Below are 13,665 nucleotides of genomic sequence, written 5' to 3'. Positions count from 1 at the left end.
CCGTGACCCGGCCGCCATCCTCGAGGGCCGCAGCCCGGCGACGGCGGCGGCCACCGCGCCGGCCAGCCCGCCCGCACCGGTGATCACGTCCACCAAACCCGGCTCCGATGCGTTGAGCTACTTCGTCCAGGCAGGCGCTTTCGGGCGCGTCGAGGATGCCGAGCAGCAACGGGCCAAGCTGGCGATGATGGGCCTGCAGGCCAAGATCACCGAGCGCGAGCAGTCCGGGCGCACGATGTTCCGGGTGCGCCTCGGCCCGTACGACAAGAAGGAAGACGCCGACCTGGCGAAGGAAAAGCTGGATGGCGTGGGGGTGGAATCGGCGCTGGTCCGCGTGCAGAAGTAAGCCGGGATCGAAAGAGCAGCCCTGAACTTTTCCATCCGACACCGACTCCACCGCTCGTCGTTGATCCCTACCACTTTGGAACTGAACATGAACCGTCGCGATTTCTCGGCACAGCTGGTCGGAGCCAGCCTGGGCGGTGCCGGCCTGGGCACCATCGGCCTCACCGCCAGCACCGGCGCCCTCGCGCAAGGCGCCCCGGTCGAGGGCACCAACTACATCAAGTTCGCGCAGCCGGTGTCGCCTGCCACGCCGGGCAAGATCGAGGTGGTGGAGTTCTTCTGGTACGGCTGCCCGCACTGCAACGCCTTCGAGCCGGCGCTCGACGCCTGGCAGAAGAAGCTGCCGGCCGACGTGGTGTTCCGCCGCGTGCCGGTCGCGTTCCGCGACGAGCCGTTCGTCGCGCACCAGAAGATCTTCTATGCGCTCGAGACGCTGGGCAAGGTCGATGCGATGCACCGCAAGGTCTTCTACGCGATCCACAGCGAGCACGCCCGCCTGGACAAGCCCGACGAGATCGCCGCCTTCATGGCCAAGAACGGCGTCGACAGCGCCAAGTTCCTGGAGGCCTACAACTCGTTCTCGACGCAGACCAAGACCAAGCAGGCCGCCAAGCTGGCCGAGGCCTACAAGCTCGATGGCGTGCCGGCGCTGGGCATCAACGGCCGCTACTTCACCTCGGGGTCGCTGGCCGGCACCAACGAGCGCATGCTGCAGGTCACCGACTTCCTGATCCAGAAATCCCGCACCGGCGCTTGATGACCCCAAGTCGGTGCAACGCCGACTTCATCTGGTAACCCCGACGGCATGAAACTGTGGCTAGAATGGCCTGCAAGTTTCATGCCGCAATGACCCCACTTACCTACACCTCCCTTTTCTCCCGGCGTCGGCTGGCGCTTGTCGCCGCCGCCTGTGCGCTTGCCACGGCGTTGCCGGCCCAGGCCGAACGGGCCGACCGGCTGAAGAAGATGGAGGTCGAATCCGACCAGCCGGGCAAGGTCGACCTGATCAACCAGCTGGTCGTGTTCAACGGCAACGTCGTCGTCAGCAAGGGGACGATGCTGATCAAGGCGGGGCGCATCGAGGTTCGCGAGGGGCCGGACGGTTACCAGTCCGCCATCGCCGTCGGCACGCCGACCCAGCCGGCCAGCTTCCGGCAGAAACGCGAAGGCGTGAATGAATTCGTCGAAGGCGAGGCCGAGCGCCTCGAGTACGACAGCAAGCTCGACACCATCCGCTTCGTCAACAAGGCCTCGGTGCGCCGGCTGCGCGGCACCGCGGTGGCCGACGAAGTGACCGGCGCGCTGATCACCTACGACGGCACGGCCGAGCTCTTCACCGTCGCCGGCGGCAGCGCCGCGGTGACCCCGAGCAACCCGACCGGCCGCGTGCGCTACGTGTTCACGCCGAAGGAAGGCACGCCGGCCGCCGCTGAAGCGGCCTCGCAGGCAGCCTCGGGAGCACGCCGTTGAGCGCCGTCCCCGCCAGCACCGCCGCGGCCGACACCAGCCGGCTGGAGGCCATCGGCCTGCAGAAGACCTATGGCGCGCGCAAGGTGGTCAAGGACGTGCGCCTGTCGGTGCGCAGCGGCGAGGTCGTCGGGCTGCTCGGCCCGAACGGCGCCGGCAAGACCACCAGCTTCTACATGATCGTCGGCCTGGTGCGCGCCGATGACGGCCAGATCCTGATCGACGGCCAGCGCGTCGAGCGCCTGCCGATCCACCAGCGTTCGCGCCTGGGCCTGAGCTACCTGCCGCAGGAAGCCTCGATCTTCCGCAAGCTGACCGTCGAGGAGAACATCCGCGCCGTGCTCGAGCTGCAGCGCGGCCCCGACGGCAAGGAGCTGCCGAAGGCCACCGTCGACAAGCTGCTCGGCGACCTGCTGAACGACCTGAGCATCGAGAAGCTGCGCGACAGCCCGGCACCGGCGCTGTCGGGCGGCGAGCGCCGCCGCGTCGAGATCGCCCGGGCACTGGCCACGCAGCCGCGCTTCATCCTGCTGGACGAGCCGTTCGCCGGCGTCGACCCGATCGCGGTGATCGAGATCCAGCGCATCATCGGGTTCCTGAAGAGCCGTGGCATCGGGGTGCTGATCACCGACCACAACGTGCGCGAGACGCTGGGCATCTGCGACCGCGCGTACATCATCAGCGAGGGGCGTGTGCTCACCGAGGGCACGCCGGCCGAGATCGTCGACAACGCCGATGTGCGAAAGGTCTACCTCGGCGAACACTTCCGCATGTGAGGGCTGACACATGAAGCCCTCCCTTCAGGTCCGCCTGTCGCAGCATCTGGCCTTGACGCCGCAGTTGCAGCAGTCCATCCGGCTGCTGCAGCTCTCCACGCTCGAACTCCACCAGGAAGTCGAGCAGATGCTGGAGCAGAACCCCTTCCTCGAGGCCGAGCTGGAGGAGGCGGCCCCGTCCGAGCCCCTGACCGAACGGCTGACGACCTCGGAGCGCAATGCCGAGCGCGAGGCCGACAGCAGCACCGCGAGCGAGTCGTCCGCCGAGACCGCGCCCGATGAGTCCGCCGGCGTCGACAGCGCCGAGTTCGGCGCGACCGAGCGCGAGGACTGGGAGAACGGCACCGAGCGCGACGATTTCGACGGCATCCGCGAGACGCCCAGCGCGGCCGGCAGCGGCAGCAACCCCGACGACGACTTCGACGGCCAGGACCGCAACCCGCAGGCCCCCAGCCTGCAGGATCACCTGCGCGAGCAGCTGCTCGGCATGCGCGTCAGTGCCGAAGATGCGATCGCGATCACCGTGCTGATCGAATCGCTCGACGACGACGGCTACCTGGCCGACCCGCTCGAGGAGATCGCCGCCGAGCTGGCAGGCGACCCCGAGCAGCAGGAGGAGATCCTCGAGCGCCTGCAGTGCGCGCTGAAGTGGCTGCAGAACATGGAGCCGCTCGGCGTCGGCGCCCGCAACCTCGGCGAATGCCTGACGCTGCAGCTGCGCGCGCAGGAGCGCTGCGAGGCGCAGATGATCGCGATCATCATCTGCAAGCAGCACCTGGACCTGCTGGCCCGGCGCGACATGAAGAAGCTGATGGCCGCGACCGGCGCCGACGAGGAGCTGATCAAGGAAGCGCAGACGCTGATCGTCGCGCTGGAGCCGAAGCCGGGCCGCCCGTTCGCGCGTGCCGAGGCCAACATCATCGTGCCCGACGTGATCGTGCAGAAGTCCGGCCGCAACTGGAAGGTCGTGCTGAACCCCGACGTGATGCCCAAGCTGCGCATCAACGACCTCTACGCGCAGGCGATCCGCCAGGGCCGCGGCTCGGGCGGGGCCGGCGGCAGCGCGCTGAGCTCGCGGCTGCAGGAGGCGCGCTGGTTCATGAAGAACATCCAGCAGCGCTTCGACACCATCCAGCGCGTCTCGCAGGCGATCGTCGAGCGGCAGAAGAGCTTCTTCACGCACGGCGAGATCGCGATGAAGCCGCTGGTGCTGCGCGAGATCGCCGACGAGCTCGGCCTGCACGAATCGACCATCTCGCGCGTGACGACGGCCAAGTACATGGCCACGATGTTCGGCACCTTCGAGCTGAAGTACTTCTTCGGCTCGTCGCTGAACACCGAGGCCGGCGGCAATGCGTCGAGCACCGCGGTGCGCGCGCTGATCAAGCAGCTGGTCAGCGCCGAGGACGCGGCCAAGCCGCTGTCGGACAGCCAGCTCAGCCACATGCTGGAGGAGCAGGGCATCCAGGTCGCGCGCCGCACCGTCGCGAAGTACCGCGAAGCGCTGAAGATCGCGCCCGCGAACCTCCGCAAATCCCTCTGAACTGAATCCCGATGTGCGCCCTCCCCCTGTTCCTGCCCTGTGCCGCGGGCGTTGAAGCGCTCCTCGAAGAAGAGGTGCTGCGCATCCTGCCGACCGCGCAGGTGCACGCCGGCCGCGGCGGCGTCGCGCTCGACGGCGACCCGCAGGACGTGATGACGCTGAACCTCGAATGCCGGCTCGCGCAGCGCGTGCTGGCCGAGGTGGCCGAGGGGCCGTACCGCGACGAGCACGACCTGTACGAGCTCGCGCGCGGCGTCGACTGGCAGCAGTGGATCACGCCCGAACACACGCTGCGCGTCGACACCACCGCGCACCGCAGCCCGCTGCGCAGCCTGAACTTCGCCGCGCTGCGCATCAAGGATGCGGTGTGCGACCAGTTGCGCGAAGCCACCGGCACGCGCCCGAGCGTCGACACCCGCCACCCCGACCTGCCGCTGCTGCTGCACGTCGCCGAGGAGCGGGCCTCGCTGTATGTCGACACCTCGGGCGAGCCGCTGTTCAAGCGCGGCTGGCGCGAGGACAAGGGCGACGCGCCGCTGAAGGAGACGCTGGCCGCCGCGATGCTGGCCGCCGCCGGCTGGCGCGGCACGCCCGAGGCCGGCGGCGCGCTGCACGACCCGTGCTGCGGCTCCGGCACGATCGCGATCGAGGCCGCGCAGATCGCCTGCGGCATCGCGCCCGGGCTGAAGCGCCGCTTCGCGTTCGAGCGGCTGTTGCCGTTCGCCGATGCCGAGATGCGCGCGCAATGGCAGCGCCTGAAGAGCCATGCGCAGTCGCGCATCCACGCGAGCGCGGTGACGATCCACGCGAGCGACGTGTCGTTCCGGATGGTCGATTTCGCGCGCCGCAATGCGCAGCGCGCCGGCGTCGAGCAGGCGATCCAGTTCAACGGCGGCGATGCGCTGGAGCGCCCGGCGCCCACGTTGCCGGCCACGCTGCCCGGCACGCTGATGATCAACCCGCCATACGGCGAGCGCATCGAGGTCGCGGGCAAGGCGCGCGCGCCGGCGCACGATGAAGACGACAACAAGGCCCTGGTCGCCGACTTCTTCCCGCGCCTGTCGGCGCACTGGAAGCGCGCCTACACCCAGCACCCCGCCGGCTGGACCGCCTGGGTGCTGAGCCCGGACATGAAGCTGCCGGGCTCGATGCGGCTGAAGGAGTCGAAGCGCGTGCCGATGTGGAACGGGCCGATCGAGTGCCGCTTGTTCCGCTTCGACCTGGTGGCCGGTTCGGCGCGCTGACCCATGACAACCCCTCGCCCGGCGGGTACGCCGGTCGATCCCCCGAGGGGATGCGGGCCGGCTTGGGGCGGCCCGGCGCTCGGCCCGCCCCCGTCAGCGTCGCAGCAAGCTCCCGATCAGGCTGCCGATATCGCCCATCCCGCCGGCCGCACCGCTGGCCGGCAACTCCCCGTTCGGCGTCAGGTGGTCGACCACCTGCGGCAGCACCTGCGACAACTGATCGGCCGCCTCGCCGTGCGACAGCCCGAGCTGCTCGGCGATCTGCGCCAGCTGGCCTGAACCGAGCACGCTCTGCAGCTGCTCGGCCGAGATCGGCAGGTTCTGCCCGGTCGACACCCACGAGCCGATCACCGAGCCGAGCCCGCCCTGCTCGAAGCGGGCGATCAGGTCGTTGAGACCGCCACCCGAGCCGTTCGCGTTCAACATCGACACCACGGCGGTGATCAGCGCGGCGTGGTTGCCGCCGCCCTGGCCCGTCGGGTCGTTCTGGCCGGCCACCATGCCGATCACGGAATCCAGCAGTCCCATGAGGTGCTCCTTGGAGTGGGGAGACCGATTGTGGGCGCCGCCCGTGTCGACCACAAGACCGCTCGGGGCTCAGGCGCCCGACGACAGCCCGAGGTACGCGAGCACCGCGAGCGGTGCCGTGTCGGCCCGCAGCACGCGCGGGCCGAGGCTGGCCGGCGCGAAGCCGCTGGCCGCGGCCGCCGCCTCTTCGGCCTCGCTGAGCCCGCCTTCGGGGCCGCTGAGGAAGGTCAGCGCACCACCGGCCTCGGCCTGCAGCGGCTCGGGCGTGCGCAGGCTCAGCACGAAGCGGCGGCCGGCGGCCGGCGGCTGGCCGCGCAGCCAGTCGGCGAGGCTGCGCACCGGCGCGATCAGCGGTACGCGGGTGCGCCCGCACTGCTCGGCGGCCGCGGCCGCGACGCCCTGCCAATGCGCCTGCTTCCTGTCGGCGCGCTCGCCGCTCAGGCGCAGCACCGAGCGCTCGGTCATCAGCGGCTGGATCACTGCGACGCCGAGCTCGGTCGCCTTCTCGACCAGCGCATCCATGCGCTCGTTGGCCGGCATGCCGAGCGCGAGCGTCACATGGATCGGCAGCTCGCGGTCGACCGGGATGTGCGCATTCAGGCGCACGGCCACGTCGCCGCGGCCCATCCGGACGACCTCGGCCTGCCACTCGCCGCCCTCGCCGTTGAACAGCGTCAGCGGATCGCCGGGCTGCAGGCGCAGCACCTGCACGTGGCGCGCGGCACCGGGAGGAAGGCTCAGTTCGACGCCGGCCAGCATCGGCTCGGCCACATGGAAACGGGGAGGCATGACCGAAGTGTGCCAGCCCTTCCGGTCAGCCCGTTCGCCTCAGCCGTCCTGCTCGTCGAGACCGCGCCAGCGCCGGCGCCATGCACGCCAGCGCGTCTTCAGCCGCCGCGCGCCGCGCCACGCGGCCGAGCGGCGCAGCGCCTCCATCACGCGCAGCTTGGTCGCGCGCCACCACGTCAGCGCCCGCGCGAACCACGCGAAATGCATCAGCTGCGACTCGGTCAGGATGAACAGGCGCCCGACGATCGCGGTGCCGAGCAGCTTGGCGACGACGATCACCGTGATGCCGAGCAGCGCATGGCCGCGGCTGAGGATCCACAACGCGAGCAGCTTGATCGGGAACAGCGCGACCGCCGGCGCCAGGAACAGCAGCAGCGCAATGCGCGGCGGCGCGGCGCGCACCAGCGCCTCGAAGCGCGCCAGCGGCGGCCACTTCGCGAGCCGCGCGACGAAGGCCGTCAGCGGCCGCCAGCCCCACTCCTCGATGAACAGCACGAGCGCCGCCAGCACCAGCAGCAGCGCGCGCAACAGCCGCCAGGGCAGCCGCAGCAGCCTGCGCCACAGCGGGCGCGCCGGGGGCGCGGGGGTTGGGGCCAGCTCAGCCGCCGTACAGAGCGCGACGCGCCTTGTGCGCCGCGGGCTCGCCCTTGCGCGAGCGGATCTGCTCGATCGTGCGGTCGGCCACGTCGCGCAGTTCCTCGATGGTGCTGGCCTTCTCGACCGCGAGCGTCAGCGTGAAGCCGCGCAGGCCGAGTTCGCTGGAGATCATCTGCGTCAGCGTGGACGTGAACTTCGCGTAGTCGAGCTCGCCCGGGTCGACCGGCGTGCCGACACCGCCGGAGGCGGCAGCGGGCGCACTGGCCGGCGCCGCAGCCGGCGGGGTGTTCAGGCGTGAACTGCCGCTGCCCGACACCTGCGCGATCAGGCCCAGGGTCTCGAGGGCCCGGAAGTCGTCGATCGTCACGCCGACCACGTTGGCCAGCAGCATCTCCTCGGACTTCGCACCGTCGATCAGCAGCAGCAGGTTGCGCTGCGCACGCTCCTTGACGAGCGCGCGCGCCGTCATCTCGATTCGTCCCGCGTCAGTTTTGGTCCAGATCACCAGAGCTCTCCCAGGGCGCGGCGCGGCGGGTCAGCCGCGGCCCGAATTTATCAGCATGACGCCCTCTGCGGGGCGCTCATCCACAGCATCGTCAGGTCTTGTCCCTCAACTCGCGCCGCAGGATCTTGCCCACCGGGCTCTTCGGCAGCTCGGTGCGGAACTCGACCACCTTCGGCCGCTTGTAGCCGGTCATGTTGGCCTCGCAGTACGCGCGCACCTCGGCCTCGGTCAGCGCGGGGTTCTTGCGCACGATCACCAGCTTCACCGCCTCGCCGGCCTTCGCATCGGGCACGCCGATCGCAGCGCACTCGAGCACGCCGGGCATCTGCGTGACGACGTCCTCGACCTCGTTCGGGTAGACGTTGAAGCCGCTGACCAGGATCATGTCCTTCTTGCGGTCGACGATCTTGAAGTAGCCGTTGCCGTCGACGGTGCCGATGTCGCCGGTGCGGAAGAAGCCGTCGGCCGTCATCACCTTCGCGGTCTCGTCGGGGCGCTGCCAGTACCCGGCCATCACCTGCGGGCCGCGGATCGCGATCTCGCCCGGCGTGCCCAGTGGCACCTCGCGGCCGTCGTCGTCGAGCAGCGCCAGCTCGGTGGACGGCAGCGGCAGGCCGATGGTGCCGGTGTAGGCCGTGCTGTCGGTCGGGTTGCAGGTGGCCGACGGCGAGGTCTCCGACAGGCCGTAGCCTTCGCAGATCGGGCAGCCGGTCTTCTCGAGCCACAGCTTGGCGGTGGCCTGCTGCACCGCCATGCCGCCGCCGACCGAGATCTTCAGGTGGCTCCAGTCGACGGTGTTGAACAGCGCATGGTTGGCCATCGCGTTGAACAGCGTGTTGACCGCCGGCAGGCTGTGGAACGGCTGCTTGGCCAGCTCCTTGAAGACGCCCGGAATGTCGCGCGGGTTCGGGATCAGCAGGTTGCAGCCGCCGGTGCGCATCGACAGCATCATGTTCGAGGTGAAGCCGAAGATGTGATACAGCGGCAGCGCGCACACCGACATGATCTGCGTGCCGGCCGGCACCTTGCGCATCGCCGGCTGGTACCAGGCCTCGGCCTGCAGCGTGTTGGCGACCAGGTTGCGGTGCAGCAGCACCGCGCCCTTGCTGACGCCGGTGGTGCCGCCGGTGTACTGCAGCACCGCGATGTCGTCGAGCTTGAGCGTGGGCGCCTTCAGGCTCGCGCGCTTGCCGGCGGAGATCGCGTCGTTGTACGGCACCGCGCCGGGCAGCTCGAAGGCCGGCACCAGCTTCTTCACGTTGCGCACGACGTAGTTGACGATCAGCCCCTTCGGGAAGCCGAGCATGTCGCCCATCGTCGCGAGGATGATCTTCTTCGTCGGCACCGCGGCCAGGCAGGCCTGCAGCGTGGCGGCGAAGTTCTCGATGATCAGGATGGCCTTCGAGCCGGAGTCCTTCAGCTGGTGCTCCAGCTCGCGCGGCGTGTACAGCGGGTTGACGTTGACCACCACCAGGCCGGCGCGCAGGATGCCGGCGACCGCGATCGGGTACTGCGGCACGTTGGGCATCATGATCGCGACGCGGTCGCCCTTCTCGAGCCCGAGCGCCTGCAGGTACGCGGCGAACGCGCGCGAGGCCTCGTCGACCTGGCGGAACGTGAAGACCTTGCCCATGAACTTGTAGGCGGGCAGGTCGGCGTACTTCTTCAGGCTTTCGTCGATCAACGCGGTGAGCGACGTGTACTGCTCGACATCGATCTGCTCCGGCACCCCGCTGGGGTACTGCTTGAGCCAAGTCTTATCCATCTGGGGTCTCCGGAAACGAACGGGCGATTCTGGCCCATGGTATTCACACGCCCCCTAGGGTGTTTCACCTGAAGGGTGGCACCCGCAAGGGTGCAACACGGATTGACGCTCCTGGAGGCTTCCCGTACGCTTTCGACGAATTGGTCAGACCACTGGACCAATTTGACACAACTCACAGGACGACCCCATGACGCAACGACTGGCCGGCAAGGCCGCCCTCGTCACCGCCGCCGGCCAGGGCATCGGCCGCGCCACCGCGGAGGCCTTCGCGCGCGAGGGTGCGCGGGTGATCGCGACCGACATCAACGATGCGGCGCTGGCCGAGCTGTCGCGCATCCCCGGCATCACCGCGCGGCACCTCGACGTGCGCGACGGCGCCGCGGTGCAGTCGCTGGTGGCCGGGCTCGGGCCGCTGCAGGTGCTGTTCAACGGCGCCGGCTTCGTGCATGCCGGCACCATCCTCGAGTGCGACGACGCGGCCTGGGATTTCTCGTTCGACCTGAACGTGCGCTCGATGTACCGCACGATCCGCGCGGCGCTGCCGGCGATGCTGGCCGGCGGTGGCGGCTCGATCATCAACGTGGCCTCGGTGGCCGGCAGCATCAAGGGCGCGCCGAACCGCTTCGTCTACGGCACGACGAAGGCGGCGGTGATCGGGCTGACGAAGTCGGTCGCGGCGGATTTCGTCGCGAAGGGCATCCGCTGCAACGCGATCTGCCCGGGCACGATCGAATCGCCCTCGCTGCGCCAGCGCATCGAGGCGCAGGCCGGCGCGAGCGGGCAGACGGTGGCACAGGTCGAGGCGGCCTTCGTCGCCCGGCAGCCGATCGGCCGCATCGGCAGCACCGCCGAGATCGCGGCGCTGGCGGTGTATCTTGCGTCCGACGAGTCCGGGTTCACCACCGGCACCTCGCAGATCATCGACGGTGGTTGGTCCAACTGAAGCACGGAAAGAGAAGTCCATGAAATTGATGCGCCACGGCCCGAAGGGCTCCGAGCAACCCGCGCTGGTCGATGCCGACGGCCAGCTGCGCGACCTGTCGGGCGTGCTCGCCGACATCACTGCCGCGACGCTGTCGCCGCACGGCCTGAAGCGGCTGCACGAGCTGGATCCGTCGACGCTGCCGCTCATCGAGACACCGGGCCGCCTCGCGCCGCCCTGGGCGGGCCTCGGCAAGTTCATCTGCATCGGCCTGAACTATGCGGACCACGCCGCCGAATCGGGCCAGCCGGTGCCGGCCGAGCCGGTGATCTTCATGAAGGCGAGCAGCGCGCTGATCGGCTGCAACGACCCGGTCGTGCTGCCGAAGAACTCGGTGAAGAGCGACTGGGAGGTCGAGCTCGGCGTCGTGATCGGCAGCACGGCACGCTACGTGTCCGAGGCCGACGCACTGAACCACGTGGCCGGCTACTGCATCGTCAACGACCTGTCGGAACGCGAGTACCAGCTGGAGCGCGGCGGCACCTGGGACAAGGGCAAGGGCTGCGACACCTTCGGCCCGGTCGGCCCGTGGCTGGTCACGAAGGACGAGGTGCCCGATCCGCAGAATCTGCCGATGTGGCTCGAGGTGAACGGCAAGCGGTTCCAGAACGGCAACACGAAGACGATGGTGTTCAACGTGGCGCACCTGGTGAGCTACGTGAGCCGCTTCATGACGCTGAACCCGGGCGACCTGATCAGCACCGGCACGCCGCCGGGTGTCGGCATGGGGCAGAAGCCGCAGCTGTACCTGAAGCCGGGCGATTCGATCAAGCTGGGCATCCAGGGCCTGGGTGAGCAGCAGCAGAAGGTGCATGCATGGAATCCGGAGTTGATCGACGGCTGACGAGGCCCTGATGGAAACCAGCGCGCCGACGATTCGCATCCACCCAGCCGACGACGTCGTCATCGCGCGGCGCCAGCTGGTGTCGGGCACGCGCATCGACTCCGAGGGCGTGACCGTCAGCGGCCTGATCCCGCCCGGCCACAAGCTCGCGGTGCGCGACCTGCCGGCCGGCGCCCCGGTGCGGCGCTACAACCAGGTGATCGGCATCGCGCGCCAGCCGATCACTGCCGGCCAGCACGTGCACACGCACAACCTCGAGTTCTCGAGCTTCGAGCGCGACCCCGCCGTCGGCGCCGACGCGCACCCGACGGCCTTCGTCGAGACCCCGGCCACCTTCCAGGGCATCGTGCGCGCCGACGGCCGCATCGCGACGCGCAACTACATCGGCATCCTGACCTCGGTGAACTGCTCGGCGACCGTCGCCCGCGCGATCGCCGACCACTTCCGGCGCGACATCCACCCCGAGGCGCTGGCCGCGTTCCCGAACGTCGACGGCGTCGTCGCGCTGACGCACGGCGCCGGCTGCGCGACCGACAGCGAAGGCGAGCCGCTGCAGGTGCTCCGCCGCACGCTGGCCGGCTATGCGCGGCACCCGAACTTCGCCGCGCTGCTGATGGTGGGCCTCGGATGCGAGACCAACCAGATCGCCGGCATCGGCCTGGCCGACGGCCCACGCCTGCACAGCTACAACATCCAGGACGCCGGCGGCACCGCGAAGGCGGTCGCGCGCGGCATCGCGCTCGTCAACGAGATGCTGCCGGAAGCGAACCGCACCCGGCGCCAGCCGGTCAGCGCGAGCCACCTGTGCGTCGGGCTGCAATGCGGCGGCTCCGACGGCTACTCCGGCATCAGCGCGAACCCGGCGCTCGGCGCCGCGGTCGACCTGCTGGTGCGCCACGGCGGCACCGCGATCCTGTCGGAGACGCCCGAGATCTACGGCGGCGAACACCTGCTGACGCGGCGCGCGGTGTCGCCCGCGGTCGCCGGCAAGCTGCTCGCGCGGCTGCGCTGGTGGGAAGACCACTGCGAGCGCAACCATGCCGAGATGGACAACAACCCGTCGGCCGGCAACAAGGCCGGCGGGCTGACCACCATCCTCGAGAAATCGCTGGGCGCGATCGCGAAGAGCGGCACCACCAACCTGGTCGAGGTCTGCGAATACGCCGAGCCGGTGACGGCGCACGGCCTGGTGTTCATGGACACGCCGGGCTACGACCCGGTCAGCGCGACCGGCCAGGTCGCCGGCGGCGCCAACCTGATCTGCTTCACGACCGGCCGCGGCTCGGCCTACGGCTGCGCACCGTCACCGTCGCTGAAGCTGTCGACCAACACCGCGCTGTGGCTGCGCCAGCAGGACGACATCGACATCAACTGCGGCAGCATCGTCGACGGCACGGCCACCATCGGCGAGCTCGGCGAAGCGATCTTTGCGCAGATGCTGGCCACCGCATCGGGCGAGCTGACCAAGAGCGAACGCCACGGCTACGGCCAGAACGAATTCGTGCCGTGGCAGTTCGGCGCGGTGATGTAGGTCCGTGATGTAGATCCTCAGCGCGCCAGCAGGTGCGGCAGCGTCAGCGACAGCGCCGGCCAGTAGGTGACGAGGACCAGGAACCCGATCATCGTCAGCAGCCATGGCCACACCGCGATCGTCAGCTCGGTGATGCCCATCTTGCTGATGCCCGACGCGACGTACAGGTTCAGCCCGACCGGCGGGTGGCACATGCCGACCTCCATGTTGACCGCCATCAGGATGCCCAGGTGGATCGGGTTCACGCCCAGCTTGCAGGCCACCGGGTACAGGATCGGCGCCATGATCAGCACGATCGCCGACGGGTCCATGAAGTTGCCGGCCACCAGCAGGATGATGTTGACCAGCAGCAGGAACACCACCACGCCGAAGCCCTGGCCCGTCATCCACGCCGCCATCGACTGCGGGATCTGCTCGGAGGTCAGCAGGAACGAGAACAGCACCGCGTTCGTGATGATGTACAGCAGCATCGAGCTCATCGCGGCGGCGTTGCGCAGCACCTTCGGCACGTCGCGCAGCTTCAGGTCCTTGTAGATGAACACCGAGATCACGAAGGCATACACCGCCGCGATCGCCGCCGCCTCGGTCGGCGTGAAGATGCCGGAGTAGATGCCGCCGATCACGATCACGATCAGCGCGATGCCCCAGAACGCCTCGCGGAAGGCCTTCCAGCGCTCGCCCCAGCTCGCGCGCGGCAGGCGTGGGTAGTCGAACTTGCGCGCCCGGTACCAGGTGGTCACGCCCAGCAG

The 13,665-nt window shown here is 69.4% G+C and carries 15 protein-coding genes; 9 read left to right on the top strand and 6 right to left on the bottom strand.

The features are described from left to right. The 6 genes from AC1D1T_RS22880 to AC1D1T_RS22855 all read left to right on the top strand — a co-directional run. Nucleotides 1-346, top strand: a 346-nt coding sequence (locus AC1D1T_RS22880) for an SPOR domain-containing protein (protein WP_477992537.1), incomplete at its 5' end; no start/stop codon positions are given. A gap of 87 nt (nucleotides 347-433) precedes the next feature. Then, complete coding sequence (locus AC1D1T_RS22875; RefSeq protein ID WP_465111328.1) at nucleotides 434-1,102, top strand: thiol:disulfide interchange protein DsbA/DsbL; 669 nt, start codon at nucleotides 434-436, stop codon at nucleotides 1,100-1,102. Nucleotides 1,103-1,191: 89 nt separating this feature from the next. After that, on the top strand, nucleotides 1,192-1,815 hold the full coding sequence (lptA, locus tag AC1D1T_RS22870; RefSeq protein ID WP_465111327.1) for a lipopolysaccharide transport periplasmic protein LptA: 624 nt from the start codon (nucleotides 1,192-1,194) through the stop codon (nucleotides 1,813-1,815). After that, on the top strand, nucleotides 1,812-2,588 hold the full coding sequence (gene lptB, locus AC1D1T_RS22865; RefSeq protein WP_047501341.1) for an LPS export ABC transporter ATP-binding protein: 777 nt from the start codon (nucleotides 1,812-1,814) through the stop codon (nucleotides 2,586-2,588). The genes lptA and lptB overlap by 4 nt, the downstream gene beginning before the upstream one ends. A 10-nt stretch (nucleotides 2,589-2,598) precedes the next feature. After that, entirely contained in the window at nucleotides 2,599-4,131 is a 1,533-nt protein-coding gene (locus AC1D1T_RS22860; RefSeq protein ID WP_047501338.1) for an RNA polymerase factor sigma-54, read from the top strand. Nucleotides 4,132-4,142: 11 nt separating this feature from the next. Continuing rightward, entirely contained in the window at nucleotides 4,143-5,375 is a 1,233-nt protein-coding gene (locus AC1D1T_RS22855; protein ID WP_477825543.1) for a THUMP domain-containing class I SAM-dependent RNA methyltransferase, read from the top strand. 93 nt (nucleotides 5,376-5,468) lie between these two features. Here AC1D1T_RS22855 and AC1D1T_RS22850 read toward each other — a convergent pair whose 3' ends face one another. The 5 genes from AC1D1T_RS22850 to AC1D1T_RS22830 all read right to left on the bottom strand — a co-directional run bounded on the left by AC1D1T_RS22850 (nucleotide 5,469) and on the right by AC1D1T_RS22830 (nucleotide 9,559). Next, complete coding sequence (locus tag AC1D1T_RS22850) at nucleotides 5,469-5,903, bottom strand: YidB family protein (RefSeq protein WP_477825542.1); 435 nt, start codon at nucleotides 5,901-5,903, stop codon at nucleotides 5,469-5,471. 69 nt (nucleotides 5,904-5,972) lie between these two features. After that, on the bottom strand, nucleotides 5,973-6,692 hold the full coding sequence (locus AC1D1T_RS22845; protein WP_477825541.1) for a 16S rRNA (uracil(1498)-N(3))-methyltransferase: 720 nt from the start codon (nucleotides 6,690-6,692) through the stop codon (nucleotides 5,973-5,975). Between the two features lie 39 nt (nucleotides 6,693-6,731). Continuing rightward, entirely contained in the window at nucleotides 6,732-7,220 is a 489-nt protein-coding gene (locus AC1D1T_RS22840; RefSeq protein WP_477825540.1) for a hypothetical protein, read from the bottom strand. Between the two features lie 70 nt (nucleotides 7,221-7,290). After that, entirely contained in the window at nucleotides 7,291-7,794 is a 504-nt protein-coding gene (locus tag AC1D1T_RS22835; protein ID WP_156154678.1) for a hypothetical protein, read from the bottom strand. A 91-nt stretch (nucleotides 7,795-7,885) separates the two neighbouring features. Further along, complete coding sequence (locus AC1D1T_RS22830) at nucleotides 7,886-9,559, bottom strand: long-chain-fatty-acid--CoA ligase (RefSeq protein ID WP_465111323.1); 1,674 nt, start codon at nucleotides 9,557-9,559, stop codon at nucleotides 7,886-7,888. Between the two features lie 187 nt (nucleotides 9,560-9,746). On the opposite strand from AC1D1T_RS22830, the gene AC1D1T_RS22825 reads away from it, so the two are divergent. Genes AC1D1T_RS22825 through AC1D1T_RS22815 form a run of 3 tightly spaced genes read left to right on the top strand, consistent with a single transcriptional unit; the run spans nucleotide 9,747 to nucleotide 12,916 of the window. Then, complete coding sequence (locus AC1D1T_RS22825) at nucleotides 9,747-10,502, top strand: SDR family oxidoreductase (RefSeq protein ID WP_047501323.1); 756 nt, start codon at nucleotides 9,747-9,749, stop codon at nucleotides 10,500-10,502. Nucleotides 10,503-10,521: 19 nt separating this feature from the next. Further along, a complete protein-coding gene (locus tag AC1D1T_RS22820) occupies nucleotides 10,522-11,385 on the top strand; it encodes a fumarylacetoacetate hydrolase family protein (protein ID WP_477828337.1) in 864 nt (287 codons plus the stop codon). A 10-nt stretch (nucleotides 11,386-11,395) separates the two neighbouring features. Beyond that, nucleotides 11,396-12,916 (top strand): UxaA family hydrolase, encoded by a 1,521-nt coding sequence (locus tag AC1D1T_RS22815; RefSeq protein ID WP_477828336.1) that lies wholly within the window; start codon nucleotides 11,396-11,398, stop codon nucleotides 12,914-12,916. Nucleotides 12,917-12,933: 17 nt separating this feature from the next. On the opposite strand, the gene AC1D1T_RS22810 is transcribed toward AC1D1T_RS22815, so the two are convergent. Continuing rightward, nucleotides 12,934-13,665, bottom strand: a 732-nt coding sequence (locus AC1D1T_RS22810) for a TRAP transporter large permease (protein ID WP_477992536.1), incomplete at its 5' end; no start/stop codon positions are given.

The sequence above is a fragment of the Rhizobacter sp. P2_H3 genome (genome assembly GCF_056403355.1).
The sequence above is the reverse complement of the archived record's forward strand: the minus strand, read 5'-3'. Positions and strand labels throughout refer to the sequence as shown.